This window comes from Phycicoccus avicenniae (assembly GCF_018139485.1).
GTDB classification, from domain to species: domain Bacteria; phylum Actinomycetota; class Actinomycetes; order Actinomycetales; family Dermatophilaceae; genus Phycicoccus; species Phycicoccus avicenniae.
The window spans coordinates 82,506-109,174 of sequence record NZ_JAGSNF010000003.1; the positions used below are offsets into that span (position 1 = coordinate 82,506).

The window sequence follows — 26,669 nt, forward strand, 5'->3', positions numbered from 1 at the left end:
GGACCTACCCGTGGCACTGCCTCCCCTCACCCAAGAACAGCGCTCCGCCGCCCTCGAGAAGGCCGCGGCCTCCCGTCGGGAGCGCGCCGAGGTCAAGAACCGCCTCAAGCACAACGGCGCCTCGCTCCAGACCGTCATCCAGGACGGCAAGTCGAACGAGGTCATCGGCAAGATGCGCGTGTCCGCCCTCCTCGAGTCGATGCCGGGTGTCGGCCGGGTCCGCGCCCGCCAGATCATGGAGGAGATCGGCATCTCCGAGAGCCGGCGCGTGCGCGGTCTCGGCCAGAACCAGGTGTCCGCCCTCCTCGACCGCTTCGGGCGGTCGTGACGAGCCCCTCCCGTCTCACCGTCCTCGCCGGGCCGACCGCGGTCGGCAAGGGGAGCGTCGCCGCGTACGTCCGTGAGCACCACCCCGACGTGTGGCTCTCGGTGTCCGCGACGACGCGCCGTCCCCGCCCCGGCGAGGTCGACGGCGTCCACTACCACTTCGTCTCCGACGAGCGCTTCGCGCAGATGGTGCAGGACGGAGAGCTCCTCGAGTGGGCGGTCGTCCACGGCCGGGCGTGGTACGGCACCCCCCGCCGGCCCGTCGAGGAGGTGCTCGCCGCCGGGCGGCCGGCCCTGCTCGAGATCGACCTCCAGGGGGCCCGTCAGGTCCGGGCCTCGATGCCCGAGGCGCAGTTCGTCTTCCTCTCCCCGCCCAGCTGGGAGGAGCTCGTCCGGCGCCTCGTCGGCCGGGGCACCGAGGACGAGGAGGAACGCACCGCCCGTCTCACCACCGCCCGCACCGAGCTCGCGGCCGCCGAGGAGTTCGACGTCACCGTCGTCAACGACGACATTCGGCGTGCGGCCGAGGAGCTCGTATCATGGATGCGAACCCCGCAACCCTCGACGAAACGAGTCTGACGCGTGTCCGGAACCACCGCGAACCCCATCGGCATCACGAACCCGCCGATCGACGAGCTCCTCGAGCAGGCCGACTCCAAGTACGCCCTCGTGCTCTACTCGGCCCAGCGGGCCCGCCAGATCAACGCGTACTACGCCCAGCTCCAGGAAGGGCTGCTCGAGTACGTCGGCCCGCTCGTCGACTCCGAGGTGCACGAGAAGCCCCTGTCGATCTCCCTTCGCGAGATCAACGAGGGCCTCCTCACCTCCGAGCCCACGAAGGACACCCCGGCCGACCCGCCGACCGAGGTCTGACCGACGTGCGGGTCGTCCTCGGGGTCGCCGGGGGGATCGCCGCGTACAAGGCGTGCTCCCTGCTGCGGCTCCTCACCGAGGCCGGCCACGACGTCACCGTCGTCCCCACCGCCGCCGCCCTCCGCTTCGTCGGTGAGGCGACGTGGTCGGCGCTGTCCGGCAAGCGCGTCCACACCGACGTGTGGTCCGACATCACCGAGGTCCCGCACGTCCGCATCGGCCAGGAGGCAGACCTCGTCGTCGTCGCCCCCGCGACCGCCGACCTGCTCGCGCGGGCCGCCACCGGCCAGGCCGACGACCTCCTGACGAACGTGCTGCTCACGGCCCGCTGCCCGGTCGTCATGGCCCCGGCCATGCACACCGAGATGTTCGAGCACCCGGCCACCCAGGCGAACATCGAGACGCTCACCGAGCGCGGCGTGCACGTCGTGCCTCCCGCGTCCGGCCGGCTCACGGGCAAGGACAGCGGCCCGGGCCGGCTGCCCGAGCCGGAGACGCTCTACGAGGTGTGCCGCCGTGAGCTCGAGCGGACCCGGGGGGCGGGCACGCTCGCCGGGCGCCGGGTCGTCGTCTCGGCCGGGGGGACCCGAGAGCCGTTGGACCCGGTGCGCTTCCTCGGCAACCGCTCCTCCGGCAAGCAGGGGTACGCCCTCGCCGCCGTCGCGGCCGAGCGCGGGGCCGAGGTCACGCTCGTCTCGACGGCCGACCTCGCCACCCCGGACGGGGTCGCGGTCGTGCCCGTCGAGACCGCCCGCGAGATGGAGGACGCCGTGCGCTCCGCGGCCGCGTCCGCGGACGTCGTCGTCATGGCCGCTGCCGTCGCCGACTTCCGGCCGGCCGACGTCGCGGAGCACAAGATCAAGAAGTCGCACGGCCCCGGCCCGGACGGCGCGCCCGACGAGTCGGTCCCGGCCCTCACGCTCGTCCGCAACCCCGACGTCCTCGCGGGGCTCGTGGCCTCGCGCCGCGGGGACGGCGGCCCGGTCCTCGTCGGGTTCGCCGCCGAGACCGGCGACGAGGACGGGTCGGTGCTGGACCACGGCCGCGCCAAGCTCGAGCGCAAGGGCTGCGACGTCCTCGTCGTCAACGAGGTCGGCGGCGGCAAGGCCTTCGGCACCGACGACAACACCGTCCACGTGCTGCGCCGGGGGAGCGGGGACGTCGTCGACGTCGGACCCGCGACGAAGTCCGCCGTCGCCGCGGCCGTCTGGGACGTCGTCACCGACCTCCTCTGACGCGCGTGCGCCGCCCGCCCGAGGAGGCGGACGGTGCACGGCGCGTCGGTGCTCAGCGCTTGACGCCGGCCCTCTCGGTCTCCTCGACCTCGGCGTCGTCCTCGACGACCTCGGCCTCGTCGGTGGGCTCGGCGTCCTCCGCCGGGGCCTCCTCGACCGGCTCGCCCTCGACGGCAGCGTCCTCCTCGACCGCCTCTTCCTCGGCGACGACCTCGCCGCCCGCGGGGTCCTCGACGACCTCCTCCTCGGCGACGACCTCGCCGCCCGCGGGGTCCTCGTCGACGACCTCGCCCTCCTCGGCGACGAGTGACTCCTCGACGTCGACCTCGTCCTCGGGGCCCTCGTCCTGCGCCGGCTGCGCCGGCTCGGCCGCGGCGACGATGGCCTCCGCGGCCGCGGGGCCGCCGAGGGTGGCGAGCATGTTGCGGACGTTGGACAGCTGGGCGGTGATGCTGTCCCGGCGGGCGGTCGAGGCCGCGAGCTCGCGCTCGGAGTCGCGCCGCACGCGCTCGGCCTGCTCCTTCGCGGAGCGGACGATCGTCTCGGCCTCCGTGCGGGCCGCGTCCAGCGCCCGGGCCGCCTCGGCGGTCTTGCTGCGGTGGTCGTCCTCGGCCTCCCGGACGAGGAGGTCGGCCCGCTCCTGGGCCGCGCGCAGGGCCTCGTCCTGGGCCGCCATCTGGTCGTTGAACTCGGCGGCGGACTGCTCGCGGCGCTCGCCGAGCGTGCGCTCGAAGTCGGCGGCCTGCGCGGCCGCGGCCTCGCGCTGCTTCTCGTAGTAGGCCTCCGCCTCCTCGCGACGCGCCGCGGCCTCACGGGCGGCGTCGTCGACGATGGAGTCGGCCTCGGCCCGGGCCCTGGACAGCACCTCGGCCGCGTCGGTGTCGGCCCGGTTGCGGGCCTCCTCGGCGTAGCGGTCGGCCTCGGCCCGGGTCAGCTGGGACTGCTCCTCGGCGGCCTGGCGGGCCTCGGCGGCCTCGCTCGACGCGGTGTCCCGGATCGAGGCGGCCTCCTCGTCGGCGAGGCCCAGCATCGCGCCGATCCGCTCGCCGAGGTCGGCGAACGTCGGGCTGGACACCTGCCGGGAGCGCTCCTCGAGCTCGGCGACCTTGGCGCGGTGCCCCTCGAGCTCGCCGGTCGCGGCCTCGTGGTCCTGGCGCGCCTTCGTCAGCTCGACCGAGCTCTCCGCCGCCTCCTGGCGGGCCGCCTCCGCCTCCCGCTGGGCCGAGTCCACGGCCTGCTCCAGGGCACGCACGTGGGCGTCGACCTGGACGGGGTCGTAGCCCCGGAAGACGGTCGGGAAGTCCGGATCGTTCATGGCGACTCCTGGTCAGAGGTGGTGGGGTCGGTGGTCGCGTCGGAGCCGTCCGCGTCGGACGGCTCGACCGGCAGGTCCTCCACGGCGAGGGCGTCGATGACGCCGGAGAGCCTGCCGAGCTGTGCGGTGATCGCGTCACGGCGCGCTGCGAGTGTATGCACCTCGCCACGCGCCCGCTCCACGGCGGCCTGCGCCTCGGCCCGGACGGCGTCGGCCCGCCCGCGGGCGTCGTCGGAGGCGCGGACGATCTCCGCGCGGGCCGCCCGGTGGTACTCGTGGGCCTCGCGGTGCATCCGCTCGACGTCCTCCGCCGCGCTCTGCCGCACCCGTCGGGCCCCCTCCTCGGCCTCGGCGAGCCGGCGGTCGGCGCGGGCGCTCGACTCGGTCTCGCGGCGGCGGGCCTCCTCGAGGAGGCGCTCGGACTCGCGCGAGGCGGCGTGGCGCGTGCGGTCGGCGTCGGCGCGGGCCTCGGCGAGGACCTGCTCGGCGAGCTCGCGCATGCGCCGCGACTCCGACTCGGCCTCGGCGAGCCGGTCGCGGCTCTTCGTCGTCGCGGACGCGAGGATCGTCTGCACCCGGCCGCGGTGGCTGCGGGTCCGCTCCGCCAGCTCGGCGTGGTGCTCCCGCGCCCGGCGCTCCCGCTCGGCCTCGCTGTTGTCCAGGATCTCGCGCACCGTGCTCTGGGCCCACGCGAGGTGCTTCTCGGCCGCGGCGACGACGTCGGTGGCCTCCGCCTCGGCCTCCTCGGCCCGACGCCGCGCCTCGGTCTCCGCCTCGTCGCGCATCCGGGCGAGCTCGGCGCGGGCCCGCTCCTGCTCCTCGGCGAGCAGCCGCCGGTCCTCGGCGACCTGGGCGTCGGCCTCCCCGCGGACGAAGGCGGAGTACTCGTCGGAGGCCTGGCGGTCCTCCTCCAGCTCGCGCGCCGTGCCGCTGCGCAGGTCCTCGATCTCGGCGAGCGTCGCCGCGTGCAGCGCCTCGCGCTGCTCCTGGTGGGCTCGCTCCTCGGCGGCGAGCCGCGCCGAGGTCTCGTCGTGGGAGCGGCGGGCCCGCTCCAGGAGGTCCTCGGCCTGCTCCTGGGCCTGCGCGAGGTGCGCGGCGGCCTGCTCCTCGGCGATGCCGATCGCCTCGTCGCTCGCCTTGGTCGCCCGCGCCCGCAGCAGCGCCGCCTGGTCGGCGGCGTCGGCGAGCATGATCTCGACCTCGGCGCGGGTCTCCTCGAGCGTGCGGTCGGCGTCCTCACGGGCCGACTCGACGCGCGCGGTGAGGTCCTCGAGCTCCTTGGCGGCCGCCGCGGTCTCCTCCCGGACGCGTCCCGCCTCGCTCCGTGCCGAGGTCAGCTCGCGGTCGGCCTCGGCACGCAGCTGGTCGGCGAGGGTCTGGGCGCGGGTGAGCAGCGTGAGGGCCTCGTCGACCGGTGCGCCGGTGCTGGACGCCCCGTGGTCGGTCGGCGAGGTCTCGGAGGAAGTGCCGTCGGACACGCCGCCCATCCTTCCATGCGCTCGCCGGAGCGCAGACTCGGACGATCCGGAAATGGACGGGACGGTATGTTGGCGGACGACCACGGCAGCGGCCGGTCGACCACTGAGAAGGAGCCACCCGGGTGTCAGCACGCCTGTTCACGTCCGAGTCCGTCACCGAGGGGCACCCCGACAAGATCTGCGACCAGGTGTCGGACGCGATCCTCGACGCGATGCTCGCGCAGGACCCGCGCAGCCGGGTCGCGGTCGAGACGATGGTGACGACCGGCCTGGTCCACGTCGCCGGCGAGGTGACGACCGAGGCCTACGTCGAGATCCCGCAGGTGGTGCGGGACACCGTCCTCGGCATCGGCTACGACAGCTCGACCAAGGGGTTCGACGGGGCGTCCTGCGGCGTCGAGGTCTCCATCGGCCAGCAGAGCCCGGACATCGCGCAGGGCGTCGACACGGCGTTCGAGAACCGCAGCGGCGGGGTCGACCCGCTCGACAAGCAGGGGGCCGGCGACCAGGGGCTGATGTTCGGGTACGCGTGTGACGACACCCCCGAGCTCATGCCGCTGCCGATCTTCCTCGCGCATCGGCTGTCCGAGCGGCTCACGGCGGTCCGCAAGAACGGCGACCTGTCCTACCTGCGCCCGGACGGCAAGACCCAGGTGACGATCGCCTACGACGGCGACCGTGCGGTCTCCCTCGACGCGGTCGTCCTGTCGACCCAGCACGCCGAGGACATCAGCCTCGACGGGCTCCTCGAGCCCGACATCCGCACCCACGTGATCGCGCCGGTCCTCGCCGAGCTCGCCGACGCGGGCACCGAGCTGCGCCACGACGACTACCGGGCCTACATCAACCCCACCGGCAAGTTCGTCATCGGCGGGCCGATGGGCGACGCCGGCCTCACCGGCCGCAAGATCATCGTCGACACCTACGGGGGGATGGCCCGGCACGGAGGCGGCGCCTTCTCCGGCAAGGACCCCTCGAAGGTCGACCGCTCCGCCGCGTACGCGATGCGCTGGGTCGCCAAGAACGTCGTCGCGGCCGGCCTCGCCCGGCGCTGCGAGGTCCAGGTGGCGTACGCCATCGGGGTCGCGCAGCCGGTCGGCCTCTACGTCGAGACCTTCGGCACCGAGACGGTCCCGGTCGAGCGGATCCAGGGCGCGATCCGGTCGGTCTTCGACCTGCGTCCGCTCGCGATCCTCGAGCAGCTCGACCTGCTCCGCCCGATCTACCAGGCGACCGCGGCGTACGGCCACTTCGGCCGCACCGGGGTCGAGGGCGTCGAGAACGCCTTCCCGTGGGAGCGCACCGACCGCGTCGAGGCGCTGCAGAGCGCGGCCCGCTGAGCGGTCGTCCACAGGACGGGCCCGCCGCCCCCCTCGGGGGTCGGCGGGCTCCGCTAGGTTCGGGCCGGTGAGCGAGCGGGACGGGACGGGGGAGCAGCTGCCCCTCCTCGCGCCCGGCAGGTCCGCAAGCGGCAGGTCCGCGACCGGCAGGTCCGCACCCCGCCGCCGCCCCGGTGACGACCCGCCGGCGGCCGAGCGGCCGGTCGCTCTCGTCCACGTCGACACCGGCCTCGCCCACCTCGACCGGCCCTTCGAGTACACGGTGCCGCAGTCCGCGGCGCACGGTGCCGTCCCCGGCGCCCGGGTCAAGGTCCGCTTCGCCGGCCAGGACCTCGACGGCTGGGTCCTGGAGCGGCGGGACGCCGCCGAGCACGCGGGCCGGCTCACCCCGCTGCGGCGGGTCGTCTCCCCGGAGCCGGTCCTCACGCCGGACGTCCTCGCGGCCGCGCGGGCGGTCGCCGACCGGTACGCCGGCACCCTCGGGGACGTCCTGCGCCTCGCCGTCCCACCACGGCACGCCCGGGCCGAGCAGGCCCTCGCGGCGGAGCCGGACGAGCGACCCGCACTCCCCGCCGTCCCCGCACCCGCCTGGGACCGGCTGCCCGCCGGGCCGGCCTTCCTGCGCCGGCTCACCGACGGCGACGCCCCGCATGCGTCGGCCCTCGCGCTGCCCGCCGTCGACCCGGACCTCGCCTGGCCACGGCTCCTCGCGGACGCGGCGCGGGCGACCGTCGCCTCCGGTCGCACCGCCCTCCTCGTCGTCCCGGACGCCCGCGACGTCCGGCGGGTCGAGACCGCGCTCGGCGAGGTCCTCGGCCCCGGCCGGCACACCCGGCTCACCGCCGACCAGGGGCCGCAGGCCCGCTACACCGCCTTCCTCAAGGCACTGCGCGGCCACGTCGACGTCGTCGTCGGCACCCGGGCGGCGGCCTTCGCGCCGTTGCGCGACCTCGGGCTCGTCGCCTGGTGGGACGACGGCGACGACTCGCACGACGAGCCGCGTGCCCCCTACCCGCACGTGCGCCGGGTCCTGCTCGCCCGGGCCGCGCAGGAGGGCACCGGTGTCCTCGCCGCGGGGCACGTCCGCTCCGCCGCCGTCGCCGACCTCGTGCGTCGCGCCGTCCTGCGGGCGGTCGACGCCCCCCGGGCCACCGTCCGGGCGACGGTGCCGCTCGTCCGGGTCGCGGGGGAGGGCGACGACCTCGAGCGGGACGCCGCGGCGAGCGCCGCGCACCTGCCGTCGGTCGCGTGGCGGGCCGCCAAGGACGCCCTCGCCGCCGGTCCCGTCCTGGTCCAGGTGCCCCGGCGGGGCTACCTGCCGTCGCTGTCCTGCCAGGACTGCCGGCGTCCCGCGCGCTGCCGGGTCTGCTCCGGGCCGCTGGCACTCACCGGGCCGCAGGGGCCGCCGGCCTGCCGCTGGTGCGGTCGGGCCGAGACCGCGTTCACGTGTCCGGCCTGCTCCGGTGGTCGCCTGCGGTCCTCGGTCGTGGGTGCCCGCCGGACCGCCGAGGAGCTGGGGCGCGCCTTCCCCGGGGTCCCGGTCGAGCGCTCCGGCGCCGGCACGGTCCTCGACGACGTGGAGGACGGCCCGCGGCTCGTCGTCGCGACCCCCGGCGCCGAGCCCGTCGCGCGCGGGGGCTACGCCGCGGCCCTCCTCCTCGACGCGTGGGCGCTGCTGGACCGCCCGACCCTCGACGCGGGCGAGGAGGCGCTGCGCCGCTGGGCCGCGGCGACGGCGCTCGTGCGACCGGCGTCGGCCGGGGGGCGGGTCGTCGTCGCCGGGGCGCCGGTCCACGTGTCCGTCCCGGCGCTCGAGGCGCTGGTGCGCTGGGACCCGGCGTGGTTCGCCGACCGGGAGCTCGCCGAGCGGGACGAGCTCTCCCTCCCCCCGACCGCCCGGCTGGCCGCGCTCACCGGCACCCGGACGGCGGTGACGGCCGCCCTCGAGGAGCTCGCCGTGCCGCCCAGCGGGTCCGTGCTCGGGCCGCTGCCGCACGGCGACGAGCGCTGGCGGGCGGTCGTCACGGTCCCCGACGCGGACGGCCCCGCCCTCACCCGCGAGCTCGCGGCCGTCCGCGCCCGCGCGTCGGCCCGCAAGGAGCGGGACGCCGTGACGGTCCGCGTCGACCCCCGGGACCCGACGGCCTGAGCGTCGGTGCAGCGGCCCGGCTCCTAGACTCGGGCGGGTGCGTCTCGTCCTCGCCGGAACCCCCGACACCGCCGTCCCCGCGCTGCGGGCGCTGCTCGCCTCCGACCACGAGGTGGCCGCCGTCGTCACCCGGCCGGACGCCCCCGCGGGGCGCGGCCGGACGCTGCGCCCCTCGCCCGTCAAGGAGGTCGCGCTCGAGCACGGCGTCGAGGTGCTCACCCCGGACCGGCCGCGGGAGCCCGACTTCCTCGACCGGCTCCGGGTGATCGCCCCGGACTGCTGTCCCGTCGTCGCCTACGGGGCGCTCCTGCCCCGCGTGGCGCTCGACGTCCCGGTCCACGGCTGGGTCAACCTCCACTTCTCGTTGCTGCCGGCCTGGCGGGGTGCGGCGCCGGTCCAGCGCGCCCTCATGGCCGGCGACGAGGTGACGGGTGCGAGCACGTTCGTCATCGAGGAGGGCCTGGACACCGGCCCGGTCCTCGGTGCCGTCACCGAGGTCGTCCGTCCCGGTGACACCGCCGGCGTCCTCCTGGAGCGGCTCGCGGAGGTCGGGGCCGGCCTGCTCGTCGCGACGATGGACGGTCTCGCCGACGGCTCCCTGCGCGCGGTGCCGCAGCCGAGCGACGGGGTGAGCCACGCCCCGAAGCTCACGACCGAGGAGGCGCAGGTCCGCTGGGCCCTGCCGGCGCACGTCGTCGACCGCCACGTGCGGGGCTGCACCCCGGCGCCGGGCGCGTGGACGACGTTCCGCGACGAGCGGCTCAAGGTGGGGCCGGTGTCGCCGGCCGCCGGCTCCGACGACCTCCCGGCGCTCGCCGCCGGCGAGCTCCACGTGACGAAGCGCGCCGTCCTCGTCGGCACGGCGACCGGCCCCGTCACCCTCGGGAGGGTGGGGCCGCGCGGCAAGAAGGAGATGGCGGCGGCCGACTGGGCGCGTGGCGTGCGGATCGGGCCGGGGGAGCGGCTCGGGCCCGGCGCACCGGCGGCCTAGGGTCGGGGGATGCTGCGCGACTCCACCTCGGCCCTCCTGCGCCGGACCGTCCTCGGGCGGCAGCGCTCGGGACGGGTCCCGGGCGTCCACGCGAGCGTCGTCCGCCACGGCGAGGTGCTCTGGCAGGCCGGGGTCGGCACCGTGGAGGTCGGGACGGAGCGCCCGCCGACCGCGGACGACCAGTTCCTCGTCGCGTCGAACACGAAGTCCTTCGTCGCGACGATGGTCCTGCAGCTGCGCGACGAGGGCCGGCTCGACCTCGAGGACCGGCTCGCCGACCACCTGCCCGGGCTCGTCCACGACCTGCGGGTGCGGGACGTCCTCGCGCACGTGTCCGGGCTGCAGCGCGAGCCCGTCGGCGATGCCTGGGTCAGCCTCGAGCACCCCGACGCCGCACGCCTGCTGCGCGAGTCGGGGGAGGCCGAGCGGGTCCTGCGGCCCGGCGAGGCGTGGCACTACTCCAACCTCGGCTACGCCCTCCTCGGCCAGGTCGTCGCCCGCCTGGACGGCCGGCCGTGGCAGGACGCGCTCGCCGCTCGGGTCCTGGAGCCGCTCGGTCTCACCCGTACCAGTGTCGGGTTCGACGGCGGTCCGCGGGCGCACGGCTACTACGTCGGCCCGTGGCACGACGTCCCCGTCCCGGAGCCGGTGCCGGACCTGCGCGGCACGGGCCCGGCGGGAGCGCTCGCCTCGACCGCCACGGACCTCGCGCGCTGGACGGCTTTCGTCGCGGCACCGGACCCCGCCGTCCTCGACCCGAGGACGATGGACGAGATGTGCCGGCCCCGCGCCCTCGTCGATACCGACGGCGGAGAGCGGGCGATGGGTCTCGGGTTCTTCCTCGTCCGCACCCCGGGCGGCCGGCTCCTCGCCGGGCACACCGGGGGGATGCCCGGTCACGTGACCGGTGTCTTCACCGACCGGGCCACGGGCACCGCCGCCGTCGTCCTCATGAACGCCTCGACGCCCCCGGACCCGACGGCGTTCGCCGTCGAGCTCGTCGACCTCGTCCTCGACCGGGACCCGCCGGAGGAGGAGGCCTGGCGGCCCGGGACCGAGGTGCCGGACGCCCTGCGCCCCCTCCTCGGACGGTGGTACGCCGAGGGCGCGCCGTGGGACCTCACCGTGCGCCGGGGCGCCCTCGAGGCCCGCTCGCCGGCGTGGCCGGCCTCCCGCGAGTCCTGGACGTTCGAGGCCCTCGACGACGACACCCTGCGGACGACGTCCGGCGGGGAGCGTGGTGAGCTGCTGCGCGTCCTGCGCCGCGAGGACGGCACCGTCGGCACGCTGCGGTGGGCCGGCTACCGGATGAGCCGCGAGCCGCTGGCCTTCGGGGAGTGAGACCGCCGGCGAGGGACCGCCGGCGTCACTCCCCGGACAAGGGCTCGAGGGGCAGGTCGCCGAGCCCGGCGAAGGCCGGCAGGTAGGGGGCGACGTCGCCGCGGAGCGTCCAGCCGCGCAGCTGCTCGGCGGTCCGGCGCGAGGTGAGGGCCCGGAAGAGGTCGAAGGCCGGGGCGCGCAGCACCGTGACGGCGTCCTCGGGGACCCCGCGGCTCACCCACCGCCACCCCCCGCCGTCGAGGAGGACGGGGTCGAGGCCCTCCACGGAACGCGCGAACCGGCCGAGCATCCGTTCGCGGACGACGGCGAGACCACCGGAGTCCCGGCCGCCGGGGACGCCCAGACCGCCGCGCAGGTCCTGCTCGTGGATCACCACGTCGTTGAGCGGACGGGTGCCGTGCTCGCCCATCCACCGGCACAGGTCCGGCGCGAGGTCGCGCCACTCCGTGACGAGGTCGGCGGTGCTGCGCCCGGACCGGGCGTCGACCTGCGCCTGGGTCCACCGCGGGTCGTGGTCGTCCGGCTCGTTCCCGGCGAGGACGTCGGCGCCGAGCCCGACGACGTGCGCGAGCAGGTCGCGGCCGGTCCAGTCGGGGGTGGCGGGGACGCGCCGGCCCATCGCCTCCTCGCCCGCGTCGGTCACGAGCGCGCACACCCGCTCGTGCGCCTGCCGCCAGTGCTCCACCTCGTGGCTCATGGGGGCATCCCAGCACGCCGGTCGGTCGGCGGGCTAGCCTCCTGCCGTGCCCGAGCAGTCCCGCCCCCGCCGTGACGGCCCCCGCCGCGGGGGCCCGCGTCCCCGGTCCCGCACCGCCCCCGCCCAGCGCACCCGGGGGGCCGAGCCGACGCGTTTCGCCGCCTACACCCTGCTGCGGGAGGTCGACGAGGACGGCGCCTACGCGAACCTCGAGATGCCCCGCATCCTGCGGCGCCGACGGCTCGAGGGCCGGGACGCCGCGTTCGCGACGGAGCTCGCCTTCGGGACCGTCCGGTGGCAGGGCCTGTACGACCGGGTGATCGCCGTCGCGGCGGACCGTCCGACCGACCGCATCGACCCGGCCGTCCTCGACGTCCTGCGTCTCGGCTGCCACCAGCTCCTCGGGATGCGGGTCCCGGCGCACGCCGCCGCCGACCAGACCGTCGGCCTCGCCCGGACCGTCGTCGGCCAGGGCGCCGCGGGGTTCGTCAACGCCGTCCTGCGCCGGGTCGGGGAGCGGACCCTCGAGGAGTGGACCGACGCGGTGACCCCGGAGGGCAGCGGCCCGGCAGCGCTCGCGGTGCGTCACTCCCACCCCGAGTGGGTCGTCACCGCCCTGCGCGCCGCCCTCCTCGGGCACGGCCGGGCGACCCCGGAGACGGTCGACGACGAGCTCTCGGCGCTGCTCGCGGCCGACAACGTGCCCCCGCGGGTCCACCTCGTCGCCCGTCCCGGCCTCGCGACCGTCGACGAGCTCGTCGAGGCCGGGGACGCTGAGCCGAGCGCGACGAGCCCCGTCGGCGCCGTCCTGCGCTCGGGCGACCCGGGCGCGATCCCGGCCGTGCGGGACGGGCGCGCGGCCGTCCAGGACGAGGGCAGCCAGCACCTCGCGCTCGCGCTCGCGGCGGCCGAGGTGGCCGGCGACCCGCCCGCCCGCTGGCTCGACCTGTGCGCCGGCCCGGGCGGCAAGGCCGGCGTCCTCGGCGCCGTCGCCCTCCAGGAGCAAGCCGACCTCGTGGCCGTCGAGGTGAGCCCGCACCGGGCCGACCTCGTCCGTTCCGGGCTCGCCGCCCTCACCGCCCGCGCCGGGGAGGTCGGCCGGACCGTCGAGGTGCGCACCGCGGACGGCCGCGAGGTCGGGGCGGAGGAGCCGGGGGCCTACGCCCGCGTCCTCGTCGACGCCCCGTGCACCGGGCTCGGCGCCCTCCGGCGGCGACCCGAGGCCCGGTGGCGCCGTCAGCCGTCGGACCTCGCGCCGCTCGGGCCGCTCCAGCGGGCGCTGCTGGCCTCCGCGCTCGACGCCGTCGCCCCCGGCGGCGTCGTGGCGTACGCGACGTGCAGCCCGCACGTCGCCGAGACCCGGTTCGTCGTCTCGGACGTCCTCAAGCGCCGGGACGACGTCGAGCAGGTCGACGTCCGGCCGCTGCTGCGGGACGCGGCGGGCGACCCGCTCCCCGACCTCGGTGACGGTCCGGCGGTCCAGCTGTGGCCGCACGTCCACGGCACCGACGCGATGTACCTCGCCCTGCTGCGGAAGCGGTCGTCGTGACGGACGCGCTCGCCGTCGGACGCGCGATCGAGGCGGCCTACGACCGCGCCTGGGCCGCGGCCGACGTCGGCGACCTGCTCGGCTGCCTGACGCCGGACGTCCTCCTCGTGAGCCCCCGCGGTGACGTCGCCCGGGGCCACGACGAGGTCCGGGCGGTCTTCGAGGGCCTCTTCGCCGGCTGGGCCGCCGGCACCGTCCACACGAGCACGGTCCTGCGGGTCGAGCCGGTCGCCGACGACGTCCTCGTCCTCGACGGCGCGGCGCGGCTCACCGGTGTCGGCCCGGACGGCCCCGGGGTCGACGCGGACGGGGTCGTCGAGCACGGCTACACCGAGGTCCTCGTCCGCCGCGGCGACCGGTGGCTCATCGGGCACGTCCGGGCCTACGGGCTGCCTCGCTAGGGTGGCGCCCGTGCAGATCTCGCCGTCGATCCTCGCGTCCGACTTCGCCAACCTCCAGTCCGAGCTCGAGGCCGTCGGCAACGCCGACTGGGCCCACGTCGACGTCATGGACGCCCACTTCGTCCCGAACCTCACCCTCGGGCTGCCGGTCGTCGAGGCCCTCGCCCGGGTCTCGCCGATCCCCCTCGACTGCCACCTCATGATCGACGACCCCGACCGGTGGGCCCCCGGGTACGCGGAGGCCGGCGCCGGGTCGGTGACCTTCCACGTCGAGGCGGCCCGCGACCCGGTGTCGCTCGCCCGGGCGATCCGCTCCGAGGGCGCGCGGGCCGCGTTCGCCGTCAAGCCCGGCACCGACTTCGCACCGTACGAGGACCTGCTGCCCGAGGTCGACATGGTCCTCGTCATGACGGTCGAGCCCGGGTTCGGCGGTCAGTCCTTCATGGCCGACCAGATGGCCAAGGTCCGGCAGGTCCGGTCCGCCGTCGCGCGCCACGGCGGCGACGTGTGGATCCAGGTCGACGGTGGGGTCTCGGCGGACACGATCGGGCAGTGCGCCGAGGCCGGGGCCGACGTCTTCGTCGCCGGCTCGGCCGTCTACGGGGCGGACCGCGCCGCCGACGCGGTCGAGGAGCTGCGGGAGCTGGCCCGGCGGCACGGGTGAGCACCTCCCTCGTCGAGCGGCTCGCCGACACCGGCGGGTACGCCGCCGACCTCGACCTCACCGAGGGGCTGGCCCCGGGGGAGGTGCTCGCCGGCGTCGAGCTCGAGGCGTGCCGGCTCGACGGCGTGACGCTGGAGAAGGGGGTGCTGCGCGACTGCGTCCTCACCGACTGCGTGCTCACGGGGTGCAACCTGTCGATGCTCGACGTCGGCGGGACCCGGTTCACCGACTGCCGCTTCGTCGACTGCAAGGCGCTGGCCGTCGGGTGGGCGCTCGCGGCCGTCGCGCCCCTGTCCGCCCGGCCGTGGGACTTCGAGCGGTGCCGCCTCGACCTCGGCTCCTTCCGCGACGCGGACGTCGCGGGCTCGCGGTTCGCCGGGTGCTCCCTCGTCGAGGCCGACCTCGCCGGTGCGGACCTGCGGCGCGCGGACCTCACCGGCTGCGACCTCACCGGGGCGACGTTCGCCGGGACGGACCTGCGCGAGGCGGTCCTCACCGACGCCACTGGCTACGTCGTCGACCCCGCGGGCAACCGGGTGCGGGGGATGCGGGTCGACGCCGCGGGCGCGGCCGGGGTGCTGCGCGCGCTCGGCATCGTCGTCGACTGACGCGCGCCCGTCCGGCCCGGGCTCAGCCGAGGGGGACGGGGTGGCTCCAGCAGCTCGGGTCCTCGAGCTGGGCGGCGAAGTGCTCGCGCACCGAGCGAAGCCCGACGCCCCACTGCCCGGCGGGGACGTCGGTGTAGCGGTAGGCGTACTGCTCCCGGTAGCCGATGTCGCCCTCCTCGCGCTCCAGCGGCGGGTGCGGCAGCCGGCCCCGGCACCAGGGGGCGACGAAGGCCCGCGCCGGTCGGGCGAGCCGGCCCTCGCGCGCGAGGTCGGCGACGACCCGGCCGAGGACGACGTGGTCGGGGTTGTCGTCGTGCTCGCTCACGACCCACACCTCCGCGTCCGGGCTGCCCTCGAGGGCCGCGAGGACCGCGGTGCGGGTGTCGGCCTCGGTGAAGTGCCGTTCGCGCTGCCGCGGGCGGGCCGCCTCGACCCGGTCGGGGGAGATGCCGAGCAGCGACGCCGACACCGTCAGCTCGCGGTCGCGGACCCGGCCGACCTCCTCGGGTGTGGGCTCGTACCCGAGCAGCCGGGGCAGGCGGCGGCGGACGGCGGTGCCGTCGCCGAGACCGTGGAGGACGAGCCGGACGTCGCGGGTGCGGGCGGCCGCCTTGAGGGCCGCCCCCATGACGAGGAGCTCGTCGTCCTGGTGCGGCACGAGGGCGAGCACGGAAGGGGCGCCGGACACTGCGCTAGCGTAGCCGTCGACCGGACGACCCCCGCGCCCGAGAGGACCCGATGCCGCCCCCGACGCCCCGGTACGAGGCGCTCACGACCTACCGCCGGGACCTCGAGGACCTGCCCCCGACGGCGGGGTCCCCCTTCGAGCTCGTGCGGGGCACCGCCGAGACCCTCGAGGCCTTCCACGCCGCGAACCCGAAGGGCCTGCGTCCCCGCAAGCTGGAGGTCCTGCGCTCCCGGCTCGGCACCGACGAGCAGACCTGGCTCGTGCGCGACGGCGACGGGCAGTGGGTCGGCTGGTGCCACACGGTCCGGGGGAGCGGGCCGAACTCGCGGATCGGGCACACCCTGCGGCTGCGCCCCGACGAGGTCTTCCTCTTCGACGACCGCACCCTCGTGGCGCACCAGCGCCGCGGGGTGCACCGCTTCACGATCCTCGCGCGGATGGAGATGGCGCGCCGGGACGGGATGACCGGCGCGGTCACGACGATCTCCGACTCCAACGGCCCCAGCCGGGCCTCCTACGGCCGGCTCGGCTTCACCCGGCGCAGCCGGCTGCTCCACGTGCCCCGGCTCGGGCGGACCGTCGAGGTCCCGGCCGCCTCGCGTCTCCTCCGGGGGGTGGCCGGTGGACGTCGAGGTCGTCGCTGACGGTGCCGGGCTCGCCGCCCTCGAGGAGGACTGGCGCCGCCTGGACGAGGCCGACCCGCGCTCGGAGCTCTACACCTCCTTCGACGGGGTCCGCGCCTGGTGGGCGGGCTTCGGGGCGCAGGAGCAGTGGACGCTGCACGTCCTCGTGGCCCGGCACAACGGCGCGGTCGTCGGCCTCCTGCCGCTCGTGCGTCAGGCCCGACGCACCGGTGGGCGCACGCGACAGGTGCTCCGCTTCGCCGCCCACGGCGACTACCTCGGCGCGGTGGTCGACCCCGCCGGGCCGGTGGGCACGGTCCTCAAGGCCCTCCTCGACCACGTCGACGCCGACCCCGCGTGGGACGTGCTGCGGCTCGACGGGATCCGGGCCGGCTCGTGGCTGTGCTCGGCGACGCTCGGCTCGGAGCGGTGGAACCGGCACCTGCGTCACCAGGTCGAGCAGCCCTGCATCCTCCTCGCCGACGTCCCCGACCTCGCGACCTTCGAGGAGCGCGGGCTGCCGTCGAAGACCCGCAAGTACCGCAACCGGCTGCTGCGCGACCACGACGTCCGGTTCGTCGTCCGCGACGGCGACGACGGCGACGTCCTCGCCCGGCTCGCCGCGCTCCACGTGCGCGAGAAGGAGCACCTCGTCCAGGACGAGGGCCGCTCGGAGCGGCACTCCTGGGGAGAGAACCCGCAGCGCATGGGGATGTACGAGCGGATGTTCGCGACCCCTGGACTCGTGCGCACCTTCTGCTACGAGTCCCCGGCGGGGGACCTGCTCGCCGCTCGCTCGACCTTCCGGCACGGCCGCACGCTCCTGTCGTGGACGAGCGCCTACGACCCCGCGCTGCGGGACTACCGGCTCGGCAAGGTCATCCAGTACGACGTCCTCGAGCACGTCCTCGCCGAGGGCGGCGTCGACGTCTTCGACCTCGGCTCGGGGCGCTACCCCTGGAAGTTCGAGTGGACCGAGGACTTCGGGTCGACGTACGGGCTGCGGGTCGAGCGCCGGGCCACGGAGCCGGCGCAGCAGGGCGAGCAGGTGCAGGCCGCGCCCGACGCGGCGTCCGCCGCCTCCGACACGACCCGGCCCCGGCACGACCTGCGCTCGCTCGCCCGTCGGGCGCGCCCCCTCGCCCGTCGGGCCCGCCCCCTCGTCGGTCGGGTCGTGCGCGCGGCCCGGTCCGTGCGCACGACCTCCTCCCCGCCGTCGCCGCAGGGCGAGGTCTGGTACCTCGCCCGTCCGGGAGATGAGCTGCACGCCCTCGGCGGGCGCCTGGCGGCCACCGACCCCGCCGACCTCTCGCTCGTCCACGTCGCCGTCGGGGTGCCGGCCGGCCGGCGGCGGGCGCTCGCCCGCGAGATCGGCCGGCCGCTCGAGGACCGCGAGGTCGAGGCCGCGGTGCGGGCGGAGCTGCTCGACGCCGCGGGCGCCGTGGGGGTCGACCCGGACCGGGTGCTGCTCGCGCGGAAGGCCTCCCGCGCGGCCGCCCGCGCGGTCGTCGACACCGCCCTCGACCGGCACCCCGGGGCGCGGCACGTCGTCGCGGTCGGCGCCGGCCCCGGGGGCTGGCTGGCCGACCACGTCGTCGACGCCGCCCGGCGTCGCGGCCTCGAGGTCGAGGTCGTGGACCCCGACCCGGGGCACCCCGGACCGACGGCGCGCGAGGTCGTCGCGGCCTACCGGACCTGGGATCCCGACGGGGGACGGCTCGCCCTGCACCGCGAGAGCGCCTCGGAGTTCCTGGTCGCGGTGGGGGAGGACCCCGCCGACCCACGCGCCCGGGACCTGTGACCGGCCGGTGAGCGGTGCCACACCGCCGGTGCCGGTCGGGCGCCCGGCCGCTGGTGCATACTGGGGGCACGTGTTCCGGGGTCGGTGAAACTCCGAGCCGGCGGTGACAGTCCGCGACCCGACCGCAGCCAGCGGCCGGTTGACCAGGTGGAACTCCTGGACCGACGGTGAAAGTCCGGATGGTAGGCACACGTGACCGGCAGGGCGTCCCGCGCCCGCCGGCGCCGCGTACGGCGGTGCGTCCACGGACGTCCCCGTCGTCGTCGGCCATCGCCCGGAGCCCGACCACGAGGTCAGCGGCACGAGGGCGAGAGCGATGGACGAGCACACCGCGCACATGCGGCGCGCGCTCGACGCTGCCCGCCTCGGTCCGGAGGCCGACCCCAACCCGCGCGTCGGCTGCGTCGTCACCGACGCCTCCGGGGTCGTCGTCGGTGTCGGGCACCACCGCGGCGCCGGCACACCGCACGCCGAGGTCGACGCCCTGCGGGCCGCCGGAGCGGCGGCCCGGGGCGGTACCGCCCACGTGACGCTCGAGCCGTGCGACCACACCGGCCGGACCGGTCCGTGCACCGAGGCCCTCCTCGACGCCGGTGTCGCCGCGGTGCGCTACGCCGTCGCCGACCCCGGCCCGGGCGCGGGCGGCGCCCTGCGGCTGCGGGACGCCGGAGTCGACGTGGGGCCCGGGCCGCTCGAGGAGGAGGCCGCGGAGCTCAACCGCACGTGGCTGGCCGCCGTGCGCACGGGGCGACCGTTCGTCACGTGGAAGTGCGCGACGACGCTCGACGGACGGTCCGCGGCCGCCGACGGCTCGAGCCGCTGGGTCACCGGCCCGCGGGCCCGGGCCGACGTCCACGCGCTGCGCGCCCGGGTCGGCGCCGTCCTCGTCGGCAGCGGCACGGCGCTCGCCGACGACCCCGCCCTCACCGTCCGGGACGCCGACGGCCGGGTCGCCGGGCGTCAGCCGCTGCGGGTCGTCCTCGGCACCCGGGCCCTCCCGACGGGGTCGCGCCTGCTCGACGACGCCGCCGAGACGCTGCACCTCGCGCACCGCGACCCGCACGCCGCCCTCGCCGCCGTCCGTGGGCGCGGGGTCCACCACGTCCTGCTCGAGGGAGGACCGACCCTCGCCGCGGCCTTCCTGGACGCCGGCCTCGTCGACGAGGTCGTCGCCTACGTGGCCCCCGCCCTGCTCGGCGCGGGAGCCGGCGTCGTCGGCGACCTCGGGATCGTCCGGATCGACGACGCCCTGCGCCTCGACACCACCGACGTCGCCGTCCTCGACGGGGACGTCCGCATCAAAGCCACACCCCGACCGTCCGCACCGAGGAGCTGACCATCGTGTTCACCGGCATCGTCGAGGAGCTCGGCACCGTCACCGCCCTGGAGACCGCCGCCGACTCCGCCCGGCTCACCGTCCACGGCCCGGTCGTCACCTCCGACGCCCGGCACGGGGACTCGATCGCCGTCAACGGGGTCTGCCTCACCGTGACGAGCGTCGCCGACGACGCCTTCACGGCCGACGTCATGGCCGAGACCCTGGCCCGCAGCTCCCTCGGGGCCCTCGCGCCCGGACACCGGGTCAACCTCGAGCGGGCCATGGCCGCGAGCGCCCGGTTCGGCGGGCACGTCGTCCAGGGCCACGTCGACGGGACGGCGACGATCACCGCGCGGGAGCCGGGGGAGCGCTGGGAGGTCGTGCGGCTGTCGCTGCCCGCGGCGCTCACGCCCTACCTCGTCGAGAAGGGGTCGATCACCGTCGACGGCGTCTCCCTCACCGTCGTCGACGTCACCGACGACGGGTTCTCCGTCTCGCTCGTCCCGACGACGCTCGGGCTCACGACGCTCGGGACGAAGGGGGTCGGCGACCCGGTGAACCTCGAGGTCGACGTCCTCGCCAAGTACGTCGAGCGGCTGCTCGCGACCCGCTTCTCGCAGGAGGCACCCCGATGACCCGTCTCGCCACGGTCGAGCAGGCCCTGGACGCCCTGCGCGCGGGACGTCCGGTCCTCGTCGTCGACGACGCCGACCGCGAGAACGAGGGCGACGTCGTCCTCGCGGCGCAGACCCTCACCCCGGAGTGGACCGCCTGGGCGGTCCGGCACACCTCCGGCTACCTGTGCGCCCCGCTCCCGGAGGCCACCGCCGACCGGCTCGGACTACCCCTCATGGTCACCGAGAACCGCGACCCCCTGCGGACGGCGTACACGGTGACCGTCGACGCCGCCGAGGGCGTGACGACGGGCATCTCGGCGGCCGACCGCACCCGCACCGCCCGGGTCCTCGCCGACCCGTCGGCCACCGCCGCCGACCTCGTCCGGCCGGGTCACCTCGTGCCCCTGCGGGCGCGGGCCGGGGGCGTGCTCACCCGTCCCGGCCACACCGAGGCGACGGTCGACCTGTGCCGGCTCGCCGGCCTGGAGCCGGTCGGCGTCATCGGCGAGCTCGTCGAGGACGACGGCACGATGACCCGGCTCCCGGGCGTGCTCGCCCTCGGGGAGGCCCACGACCTGCCGGTGCTCGCGATCGCCGACCTCGTCGAGTGGCGGCAGCGCCACGACCGGGTGCACCGCGTCGCGGACACGACGCTGCCCACGGCGCACGGCACCTTCCGGGCCCTCGCGTACCGGGACTCCCTCACCGGCGACGAGCACCTCGCCCTCGTGAGCCCCCGGGGCCTGCCGGACCACGCGCCGCTCGTGCGGGTGCACTCCGAGTGCCTCACCGGCGACGCCTTCGGGTCGCTGCGCTGCGACTGCGGCCCGCAGCTCGAGCGCGCCCTCGAGCGGGTCGCGGCCGAGGGGGGAGCGGTCGTCTACCTGCGCGGGCACGAGGGCCGCGGGATCGGCCTCGCCGAGAAGCTGCGGGCCTACGAGGTGCAGGACGGCGGCCTCGACACCGTCGACGCGCAGCTCGAGCTCGGGCTCCCGGTCGACGCCCGGGACTACGTCGCGGCCGCCGGCATCCTCACCGACCTCGGCGTCGGGTCGCTGCGGCTGCTGACGAACAACCCCGAGAAGGTCGCCGGGCTGCGGCTGCACGGGGTGTCCGTGGGCGCGGTCGAGCGACTGCGCACGACCCCCGGGCCGGCGAACAGCGGCTACCTGCGCACCAAGCGCGACCGGATGGGCCACGACCTCGTCGTCGACGCCGACGACACCGGCACCCCCGCATGACACCCGCCGACGGCCCCCGACCCCACGACACGACCGACAGGAGCACCCGATGAGCGGGAGCGGAGCACCCACCGTCACGACCGACGCGAGCGGCCTGCGGGTCGCCGTCGTCGCCGCGAGCTGGCACGAGGCCGTCATGGACGGGCTCCTCGACGGCGCCCGGCGCGGCCTCGCCGAGGCGGGCGTCGCGGACCCCCTCGTCGTGCGGGTCCCCGGCACCGTCGAGCTGAGCGTGGCGTGCGCCCGGCTCGCGCCGACCCACGACGCGCTCGTCGCCCTCGGCGTCGTCGTCCGCGGCGGGACGCCGCACTTCGACTACGTGTGCCAGGGCGTCACCGTGGGGCTCACCGAGGTCGCCGTGCGCACCGGTGTGCCCGTCGGGTTCGGTGTCCTCACCTGCGACGACGACGAGCAGGCCCGCGACCGGGCGGGTCTGCCGGGGTCGCGCGAGGACAAGGGCCACGAGGCGGCGACGGCCGCCGTCGCGACCGCCGTCACCCTGCGAAGGGCCGAGGCGCAGGCAGAGGCGCGGGACGGGACCCGGTGACGCTCCTCACCGCCGCCGAGGGGGCCGGCCCGAACCTCTTCCAGCAGGTCCTCGACGCCTCGCTCCCGATCGGCCCGTACGAGCTGTACTACCTCGAGGCGCTCGGCGTCCTCATCGGCGTCGTCTCCGCCTGGTTCGGCATGCGGCGCCGGGTCTGGGCCTGGCCGGTCGGCATCCTCGCCAACGTCATGCTCTTCCTCGTCTACATCGGCGCGACGCTCGGGGCCGACCAGCGCGTGCCGCTCCTCGGGCAGGCGGGGCGCCAGGTCTTCTTCGTCGTCGTGAGCGTCTACGGCTGGGCCACGTGGGCGGCGCACCGGCGCCGCACGGGGGGTGCCGGCCCGGCCGTCCGCCCGCGGTGGATGACCGGGGCTGAGCGGGGTCTCGTCGTCGTCGTCTGGGGCCTGGGGACGGTGCTCGTCCACGCGGTGTTCCAGGCGATCCTCGACGCCAACCCCAACCCCTTCTGGACCCCGGCGTGGTGGTTCGCCTGGTGCGACGCGTGGATCTTCGTCGGGTCGATCGTCGCGACGTACGCCATGGCACGGGGCTGGAACGAGTTCTGGCTCGCCTGGATCGGCGTCGACCTCGTCGGGGTACCGCTCGGCTTCGCCACCGGCTACGTGCCGACGGCCGTCATGTACGTCTTCTACGGGATGTTCGTCCTCTACGGGTTCAGCCAGTGGGTCGCGGTCACCCGCGCGTCGGCGACGCCCGCGGCGCCGGAGCGGGTCGGCAGCGGCTGACGTCAGCGCACGAGGGCGGTGAGGGCACGCGCGAGGTCGACGTCGCCGACGACGTCGAGCGCGTCGGCGGGCCGCCGGTGGGTCAGCCACAGGAGCAGGTCCGAGGCGGTGCCCCGGACCGCGACGTCGCCGTGCCGGTGCTCCGTGACGGGCACGGCGTCCCCGCCCGCCCCGAGGTCGACCCACCACTCGAGGCCGTCGGGCACGTCGTCGGCGTGCAGGTGCAGGCTCCCGGTGAGGGCCGGGCCCTCGTGCCGGGCGAGCAGCCCCGGGAGGAACTGGACGAGGTGCTCCTCGACGCCCGCGACGGCGACGACCGGGTCGAGCGGGGCGCAGGCCGCGTCGGCCGCCAGCTGCGCGTCCCAGCGATGGACGGCGAGCTCGACCCCGAGCCGACGCTGCCACCACCGGGCCTCCGGCGTCCCCGAGGGGGCGAACACCCACGTGGGCCGGTCCGGCGGGACCGTCCCGAGGGTGTCGACGACCCGGGCGAGCGCGGCGTCGTACCAGGCGACCCACGTCGACCGGTCGGCCGGCGGCTTCTCGCGGTCGGCGCGGTCGACCTTCTCCCCGGTCCCGAGGATCGTCCCCGCCCAGGTGAGGATCTCCCCGCAGTGGCCGAGCAGCCCGGCGCCGTCCCACCCGGGACAGGACGGGACCGGGCGCTCCCAGGCGGCCATCGAGGCGTGCCGCAGCATCGTGGCGTCGCCGTGGAGGACGGCGAGGCCCGGCAGCGGGGCGGACGGGACGGGCGCGGGCGCGGTCATGACCCGAGGGTAGGCCGGACTCGGCGCCGACCACCCGGCCGCGGCCCGTACCCTTGTCGCCTGTGAAGACCTTCGACGACCTGTTCGCCGAGCTCGCCGACAAGGCGCGGACCCGCCCCGAGGGCTCCGGCACGGTGGCCGCCCTCGACGCCGGTGTCCATGCCATCGGCAAGAAGGTCGTGGAGGAGGCCGCCGAGGTGTGGATGGCCGCGGAGCACGAGGGCCGCGAGCGCACCGCCGAGGAGGTCAGCCAGCTGCTGTACCACCTCCAGGTGCTCCTCCTCGCCTGCGACCTCACCCCCGACGACGTCTACCGCCACCTCTGAACCGAAGGCCACCGACCATGCTGCGCATCGCCGTCCCCAACAAGGGGTCCCTCTCCGAGCCCGCCGCCGCCATGCTGCGCGAGGCCGGCTACCGCACCCGCCGCGACTCCAAGGAGCTCGTCGTCCGCGACGAGGCCAACGGGGTCGAGCTGTTCTACCTCCGGCCCCGGGACATCGCCGTCTACGTCGGGTCCGGCACCGTAGACTGCGGCGTCACCGGCCGCGACCTGCTCCTGGACTCCGGGTCCGCCGCGACCGAGGTCATGGAGCTCGGGTTCGGCGCCTCGACCTTCCGGTACGCCGCCCGCCCCGGCACCGCCTCGACCCTCGAGGACGTCGCCGGCCACCGCGTCGCGACGAGCTACTCCGGCCTCGTCGAGAAGCACCTCGCCGACCACGGCGTCTCCGCGCAGGTCGTCCGGCTCGACGGGGCCGTCGAGACGGCGATCACCCTCGGGGTGGCCGACGTCATCGCCGACGTCGTCGAGACCGGCGCCACCCTGCGCGGCCAGGGGCTCGAGGTCTTCGGCGACCCGATCCTGCGCAGCCAGGCGGTGCTCGTGCGGGACGAGACCTCCACCGAGCTCGCCGCGGTCGAGGTGCTGCGTCGCCGGCTCCTCGGGGTCGTCACCGCCCGCGAGTACGTCATGCTCGACTACGACTGCCCGGCCGACCTCGTCGACCGGGCGTGCGCCGTGACCCCGGGGCTGGAGAGCCCGACGGTGTCCCCGCTGCAGAACCGCGAGTGGGTCGCCGTGCGGGCGATGGTGCCGCGCGGGGTGACGAACGCCGTGATGGACGAGCTCTACGAGCTCGGCGCCCGCGCCATCCTCGTCACGGACATCACGGCGTGCCGGTTGTGACCGACGCCGGCCCCGAGGGCGCCCTCGACGCCCCGTTCCGCCCGCGGCGCGGCCGGGTCGTGCCGGCGGTCGTCGCCGCGGTGTTCCTCGCGATCCACGTCGGCGTCGCGGTCGGGATGGGGCTGCAGGGGGCGTGGGGCCCCTTCGACCAGGCCGCGCTCATCGGGTTCGGCCTGCTCGTCTCGGCGTTCATCTGGCGCTACAGCGCGATCCGCGCGGTGCCCGGGCCCGACGGCATCGTCGTCCGCAACCTCGTCCTCACCCGCACCGTCGGCTGGGACGAGATCGCCGACGTCCGCTTCCCCGACGGCGACCCGTGGGTGAGCATCGACCTCACCGACCACGACACCCTCGCCGTCATGGCGATCCAGCGGGTCGACGGGGAGCGCGGCCGGGCGGAGGCCCGCCGGCTCGGACGGCTCGTCGCGCACCACCGCGCGCAGGCCTGACCCGAGGCTCAGGCGCCCTGCGCCTCCTGGACGAGCCGCAGGGCCTCGTCGTCATCGGTGCCGGCGACGACGAGGAGGTCCACGACCATCGAGGCCACCTGGCCGCGGATCATCTCCGAGGACAGCCCCGCCCCGGGCTCCGCACGCCCCGTGAGCCCGGCCACGCGGGTGAGAGCCAGCCGCGCCTCGACGGGCCGGACGTGCTCGTCGAGGATCCGGGCGAGGTCCTCCGCGGCGGCGGCGAGCTCGTCGACGAGGGCGACGTAGTTGGCGGGCACCTCCTCGTCGCGCCGGACGGCCGCGGTGGCGCGCCGGGCGAGGACGCGCAGGTTGCGCACGCAGCGGTCGAGCGGGACGACGAGGGCGGAGGCGGCGACGGCGTGCGGCCGGCTGCCGCGCAGGAACGGGGACTGGCGCACGACGGCGACACCCTCCGCGGCGGCGGTGCGCAGGTCGCCGAGCCGGCCCTCGAGCGACCGGGCCTCGACCAGCGCCTCGTGGGCCGCGTCGAGGTCCGCTCGGCGCAGCGCCGCGGAGACGTGCCGGAGCGTCCCGGCGACGGCCCGCACCGTCGCCGCCGCCTCGGCGCGGGGGCGCACGACCGGTGTCGTCGGGGCGAGGGTGCCGATGACGAGGGCGACGGAGCCGCCGACGAGGGCGTCGAGCCACCGGTCGACCCCCTCGCCGGCCCCCGCGGCGAAGGCGACGATGAAGACGGACTGCACCCCGGCCTGGACGACCGCGAGCTGGCCGGAGGAGACGAGGAGGGCGAGGCTCATGGCGAGCATCACGACGACCGCCATCTGCCAGCCACCGCTGCCGAGGAGCAGGACGATGACGTCGCCCACGAGGACGCCGATGGCGACGCCGACCGAGACCTCGACGATCCGTCGCAGCCGCTGGCCGTAGGTGAGCCCGAGGCAGAGCAGTGCCGTGACCGGGGCGAAGAACGGCTGGTCGTGACCGAGGAGACCGGTCGCGAGCGTCCACGACAGCAGGACCGCGACCCCGATCTGGGCGAGGAACACCCCGCGGGTGCGGACCCGGGAGACCCCCCGGCCGAGGCCGGCGCGGACGTCGCGGACGGTCGCCGCCGGCGAGCGCGTCATCGTGCCACCCGGGTGTCGAGGACGACGTCGGCCCGCTCACGGGTGCCGTCGGCGCCGAAGAGGGCCGCCTCCTGCGCGGCCCAGCGCTCCCAGTGCGGGCGGAAGGTCTCGCCGTCCCGGGCCAGGCCCCGGCGCATCCGCTCGTCGCGGTCGGCCTCGACCCACACCCGGACGGCGGCGTACCCGCCGGCCGCGCCGACGCTGGACGCGCAGCCCTCGACGACGAGCAGCGGGGTGACGGGGACGTCCCTCGACGGCCCCCACCGGTGGTCCTCCCAGTCCCAGGTGCGGTACCGCCCCGGCAGCCCGCGGGACAGCGGGGCGAGGACCTGGTCGACGAGGAGGGGGACGGCGTCGGCGAGGCCGTCCCAGCCGGGGTAGATCTCGTCCATGTGGACGGCGGGGCAGCCGAGGGCGTCGACGAGCCCTTTCGCGAGGGTCGTCTTGCCGGACCCGCTCGGGCCGTCGACCGCGACGACGGCCGTGGCACCGCACCGCGGCCGGGCGTCCTGCAGCGCCTCGAGCACGGCGACGACGTGCGCGGGGTCGGCCGGGTCGGTGACCTGGAACCACACGCGAGCGACCCTAGTGCCGCGGCTAGGCTGG

General features: G+C 76.4%; 29 protein-coding genes and 1 riboswitch. Of the genes, 22 read left to right on the forward strand and 7 right to left on the reverse strand.

The genetic code is table 11. The features are described 5' to 3' along the window. Positions 1–10: 10 nt before the first annotated feature. Genes mihF through coaBC form a run of 4 tightly spaced genes read left to right on the forward strand, consistent with a single transcriptional unit; the run spans position 11 to position 2,435 of the window. Complete coding sequence (mihF, locus tag KC207_RS02345; RefSeq protein ID WP_211601297.1) at positions 11–328, forward strand: integration host factor, actinobacterial type; 318 nt, start codon at positions 11–13, stop codon at positions 326–328. Beyond that, positions 325–906 (forward strand): guanylate kinase, encoded by a 582-nt coding sequence (gmk, locus tag KC207_RS02350; protein WP_211601298.1) that lies wholly within the window; start codon positions 325–327, stop codon positions 904–906. Before mihF ends, gmk begins: the two co-directional genes overlap by 4 nt. A 3-nt stretch (positions 907–909) precedes the next feature. Further along, positions 910–1,200, forward strand: coding sequence for a DNA-directed RNA polymerase subunit omega (gene rpoZ / locus KC207_RS02355; RefSeq protein WP_211601299.1), 291 nt, complete (start codon positions 910–912; stop codon positions 1,198–1,200). Between the two features lie 5 nt (positions 1,201–1,205). Next, positions 1,206–2,435, forward strand: coding sequence for a bifunctional phosphopantothenoylcysteine decarboxylase/phosphopantothenate--cysteine ligase CoaBC (gene coaBC / locus KC207_RS02360; protein WP_211601300.1), 1,230 nt, complete (start codon positions 1,206–1,208; stop codon positions 2,433–2,435). A gap of 52 nt (positions 2,436–2,487) precedes the next feature. On the opposite strand, the gene KC207_RS02365 is transcribed toward coaBC, so the two are convergent. Together KC207_RS02365 and KC207_RS02370 are read right to left on the reverse strand one after the other, a co-directional pair. Beyond that, positions 2,488–3,750 (reverse strand): coiled-coil domain-containing protein, encoded by a 1,263-nt coding sequence (locus tag KC207_RS02365; RefSeq protein ID WP_211601301.1) that lies wholly within the window; start codon positions 3,748–3,750, stop codon positions 2,488–2,490. Continuing rightward, positions 3,747–5,228 (reverse strand): coiled-coil domain-containing protein, encoded by a 1,482-nt coding sequence (locus KC207_RS02370; protein WP_211601302.1) that lies wholly within the window; start codon positions 5,226–5,228, stop codon positions 3,747–3,749. Before KC207_RS02370 ends, KC207_RS02365 begins: the two co-directional genes overlap by 4 nt. Positions 5,229–5,350: 122 nt before the next feature. Here KC207_RS02370 and metK point away from each other — a divergent pair, with 122 nt between their 5' ends. From metK to KC207_RS02390, 4 genes are all read left to right on the forward strand, one after another. Continuing rightward, the gene (gene metK / locus KC207_RS02375; protein ID WP_211601303.1) at positions 5,351–6,568 is read left to right on the forward strand and encodes a methionine adenosyltransferase; all 1,218 of its coding nucleotides are present in this window, start codon (positions 5,351–5,353) and stop codon (positions 6,566–6,568) included. 67 nt (positions 6,569–6,635) lie between these two features. After that, positions 6,636–8,717: a primosomal protein N' gene (locus tag KC207_RS02380; RefSeq protein ID WP_249138508.1), complete on the forward strand. Its 2,082-nt coding sequence runs from the start codon at positions 6,636–6,638 to the stop codon at positions 8,715–8,717. A gap of 37 nt (positions 8,718–8,754) precedes the next feature. After that, positions 8,755–9,708, forward strand: a complete 954-nt coding sequence (gene fmt, locus KC207_RS02385) for a methionyl-tRNA formyltransferase (protein WP_211601304.1) — start codon at positions 8,755–8,757, stop codon at positions 9,706–9,708. 9 nt (positions 9,709–9,717) lie between these two features. Further along, positions 9,718–11,049 (forward strand): serine hydrolase domain-containing protein, encoded by a 1,332-nt coding sequence (locus KC207_RS02390; RefSeq protein ID WP_211601305.1) that lies wholly within the window; start codon positions 9,718–9,720, stop codon positions 11,047–11,049. A gap of 25 nt (positions 11,050–11,074) precedes the next feature. Here KC207_RS02390 and KC207_RS02395 read toward each other — a convergent pair whose 3' ends face one another. Then, positions 11,075–11,746 (reverse strand): maleylpyruvate isomerase N-terminal domain-containing protein, encoded by a 672-nt coding sequence (locus tag KC207_RS02395; protein WP_211601306.1) that lies wholly within the window; start codon positions 11,744–11,746, stop codon positions 11,075–11,077. A 46-nt stretch (positions 11,747–11,792) separates the two neighbouring features. On the opposite strand from KC207_RS02395, the gene KC207_RS02400 reads away from it, so the two are divergent. From KC207_RS02400 to KC207_RS02415, 4 genes are read left to right on the forward strand one after another with little or no spacing between them, the layout of a single operon-like run. After that, positions 11,793–13,295 (forward strand): RsmB/NOP family class I SAM-dependent RNA methyltransferase, encoded by a 1,503-nt coding sequence (locus KC207_RS02400; RefSeq protein ID WP_211601307.1) that lies wholly within the window; start codon positions 11,793–11,795, stop codon positions 13,293–13,295. Continuing rightward, positions 13,292–13,696: a YybH family protein gene (locus KC207_RS02405; RefSeq protein WP_211601308.1), complete on the forward strand. Its 405-nt coding sequence runs from the start codon at positions 13,292–13,294 to the stop codon at positions 13,694–13,696. Before KC207_RS02400 ends, KC207_RS02405 begins: the two co-directional genes overlap by 4 nt. 10 nt (positions 13,697–13,706) lie before the next feature. After that, complete coding sequence (gene rpe, locus KC207_RS02410; RefSeq protein WP_211601309.1) at positions 13,707–14,360, forward strand: ribulose-phosphate 3-epimerase; 654 nt, start codon at positions 13,707–13,709, stop codon at positions 14,358–14,360. Continuing rightward, on the forward strand, positions 14,357–14,968 hold the full coding sequence (locus KC207_RS02415; protein ID WP_211601310.1) for a pentapeptide repeat-containing protein: 612 nt from the start codon (positions 14,357–14,359) through the stop codon (positions 14,966–14,968). Before rpe ends, KC207_RS02415 begins: the two co-directional genes overlap by 4 nt. Before the next feature lie 22 nt (positions 14,969–14,990). Here KC207_RS02415 and KC207_RS02420 read toward each other — a convergent pair whose 3' ends face one another. Continuing rightward, positions 14,991–15,656 carry a PIG-L deacetylase family protein gene (locus KC207_RS02420; RefSeq protein ID WP_211601311.1) on the reverse strand — a complete coding sequence of 222 codons (666 nt, stop codon included), beginning with the start codon at positions 15,654–15,656 and terminating at the stop codon, positions 14,991–14,993. A 50-nt stretch (positions 15,657–15,706) separates the two neighbouring features. Here KC207_RS02420 and KC207_RS02425 point away from each other — a divergent pair, with 50 nt between their 5' ends. From KC207_RS02425 to pnuC, 7 genes are all read left to right on the forward strand, one after another. Then, positions 15,707–16,300 (forward strand): GNAT family N-acetyltransferase, encoded by a 594-nt coding sequence (locus tag KC207_RS02425; RefSeq protein WP_211601312.1) that lies wholly within the window; start codon positions 15,707–15,709, stop codon positions 16,298–16,300. Beyond that, positions 16,278–18,080: a GNAT family N-acetyltransferase gene (locus KC207_RS02430; RefSeq protein WP_211601313.1), complete on the forward strand. Its 1,803-nt coding sequence runs from the start codon at positions 16,278–16,280 to the stop codon at positions 18,078–18,080. Before KC207_RS02425 ends, KC207_RS02430 begins: the two co-directional genes overlap by 23 nt. 67 nt (positions 18,081–18,147) lie before the next feature. Next, positions 18,148–18,275: riboswitch (FMN riboswitch) on the forward strand. Positions 18,276–18,396: 121 nt separating this feature from the next. Further along, positions 18,397–19,416 (forward strand): bifunctional diaminohydroxyphosphoribosylaminopyrimidine deaminase/5-amino-6-(5-phosphoribosylamino)uracil reductase RibD, encoded by a 1,020-nt coding sequence (gene ribD / locus KC207_RS02435; RefSeq protein WP_211601314.1) that lies wholly within the window; start codon positions 18,397–18,399, stop codon positions 19,414–19,416. A 5-nt stretch (positions 19,417–19,421) separates the two neighbouring features. Next, a complete protein-coding gene (locus tag KC207_RS02440) occupies positions 19,422–20,033 on the forward strand; it encodes a riboflavin synthase (protein WP_211601315.1) in 612 nt (203 codons plus the stop codon). Further along, positions 20,030–21,256 (forward strand): 3,4-dihydroxy-2-butanone-4-phosphate synthase, encoded by a 1,227-nt coding sequence (gene ribB, locus KC207_RS02445; RefSeq protein ID WP_211601316.1) that lies wholly within the window; start codon positions 20,030–20,032, stop codon positions 21,254–21,256. Before KC207_RS02440 ends, ribB begins: the two co-directional genes overlap by 4 nt. A 49-nt stretch (positions 21,257–21,305) precedes the next feature. Continuing rightward, the gene (ribH, locus tag KC207_RS02450) at positions 21,306–21,803 is read left to right on the forward strand and encodes a 6,7-dimethyl-8-ribityllumazine synthase (RefSeq protein WP_211601317.1); all 498 of its coding nucleotides are present in this window, start codon (positions 21,306–21,308) and stop codon (positions 21,801–21,803) included. Next, the gene (pnuC, locus tag KC207_RS02455; protein WP_211601318.1) at positions 21,800–22,549 is read left to right on the forward strand and encodes a nicotinamide riboside transporter PnuC; all 750 of its coding nucleotides are present in this window, start codon (positions 21,800–21,802) and stop codon (positions 22,547–22,549) included. The genes ribH and pnuC overlap by 4 nt, the downstream gene beginning before the upstream one ends. Before the next feature lie 2 nt (positions 22,550–22,551). Here pnuC and KC207_RS02460 read toward each other — a convergent pair whose 3' ends face one another. Beyond that, positions 22,552–23,316 (reverse strand): maleylpyruvate isomerase N-terminal domain-containing protein, encoded by a 765-nt coding sequence (locus KC207_RS02460; protein ID WP_211601319.1) that lies wholly within the window; start codon positions 23,314–23,316, stop codon positions 22,552–22,554. Positions 23,317–23,378: 62 nt separating this feature from the next. On the opposite strand from KC207_RS02460, the gene KC207_RS02465 reads away from it, so the two are divergent. The 3 genes from KC207_RS02465 to KC207_RS02475 are packed head-to-tail and all read left to right on the forward strand — an operon-like array spanning position 23,379 to position 24,954. After that, on the forward strand, positions 23,379–23,642 hold the full coding sequence (locus tag KC207_RS02465) for a phosphoribosyl-ATP diphosphatase (protein WP_211601320.1): 264 nt from the start codon (positions 23,379–23,381) through the stop codon (positions 23,640–23,642). A 17-nt stretch (positions 23,643–23,659) separates the two neighbouring features. After that, positions 23,660–24,505, forward strand: a complete 846-nt coding sequence (gene hisG / locus KC207_RS02470) for an ATP phosphoribosyltransferase (RefSeq protein WP_211601321.1) — start codon at positions 23,660–23,662, stop codon at positions 24,503–24,505. Then, on the forward strand, positions 24,493–24,954 hold the full coding sequence (locus tag KC207_RS02475) for a PH domain-containing protein (protein WP_249138509.1): 462 nt from the start codon (positions 24,493–24,495) through the stop codon (positions 24,952–24,954). Before hisG ends, KC207_RS02475 begins: the two co-directional genes overlap by 13 nt. An 8-nt stretch (positions 24,955–24,962) precedes the next feature. On the opposite strand, the gene KC207_RS02480 is transcribed toward KC207_RS02475, so the two are convergent. Together KC207_RS02480 and KC207_RS02485 are read right to left on the reverse strand one after the other, a co-directional pair. Then, positions 24,963–26,063: an FUSC family protein gene (locus tag KC207_RS02480; RefSeq protein WP_211601322.1), complete on the reverse strand. Its 1,101-nt coding sequence runs from the start codon at positions 26,061–26,063 to the stop codon at positions 24,963–24,965. Beyond that, positions 26,060–26,638: a nucleoside/nucleotide kinase family protein gene (locus tag KC207_RS02485; RefSeq protein ID WP_211601323.1), complete on the reverse strand. Its 579-nt coding sequence runs from the start codon at positions 26,636–26,638 to the stop codon at positions 26,060–26,062. The genes KC207_RS02480 and KC207_RS02485 overlap by 4 nt, the downstream gene beginning before the upstream one ends. Positions 26,639–26,669 lie beyond the last annotated feature (31 nt).

Excerpts from the sequence above, each read along its gene's own strand:
- ribB (WP_211601316.1), top strand. The coding sequence starts at position 20,030 with ATGACCCGTCTCGCCACGGTCGAGCAGGCCCTGGACGCCCTGCGCGCG.
- KC207_RS02395 (WP_211601306.1), bottom strand. The coding sequence starts at position 11,746 with ATGAGCCACGAGGTGGAGCACTGGCGGCAGGCGCACGAGCGGGTGTGC.
- hisG (WP_211601321.1), top strand. The coding sequence starts at position 23,660 with ATGCTGCGCATCGCCGTCCCCAACAAGGGGTCCCTCTCCGAGCCCGCC.
- ribD (WP_211601314.1), top strand. The coding sequence starts at position 18,397 with ATGGACGAGCACACCGCGCACATGCGGCGCGCGCTCGACGCTGCCCGC.
- ribH (WP_211601317.1), top strand. The coding sequence starts at position 21,306 with ATGAGCGGGAGCGGAGCACCCACCGTCACGACCGACGCGAGCGGCCTG.
- KC207_RS02460 (WP_211601319.1), bottom strand. The coding sequence starts at position 23,316 with ATGACCGCGCCCGCGCCCGTCCCGTCCGCCCCGCTGCCGGGCCTCGCC.
- KC207_RS02390 (WP_211601305.1), top strand. The coding sequence starts at position 9,718 with ATGCTGCGCGACTCCACCTCGGCCCTCCTGCGCCGGACCGTCCTCGGG.
- KC207_RS02425 (WP_211601312.1), top strand. The coding sequence starts at position 15,707 with ATGCCGCCCCCGACGCCCCGGTACGAGGCGCTCACGACCTACCGCCGG.
- KC207_RS02365 (WP_211601301.1), bottom strand. The coding sequence starts at position 3,750 with ATGAACGATCCGGACTTCCCGACCGTCTTCCGGGGCTACGACCCCGTC.
- KC207_RS02480 (WP_211601322.1), bottom strand. The coding sequence starts at position 26,063 with ATGACGCGCTCGCCGGCGGCGACCGTCCGCGACGTCCGCGCCGGCCTC.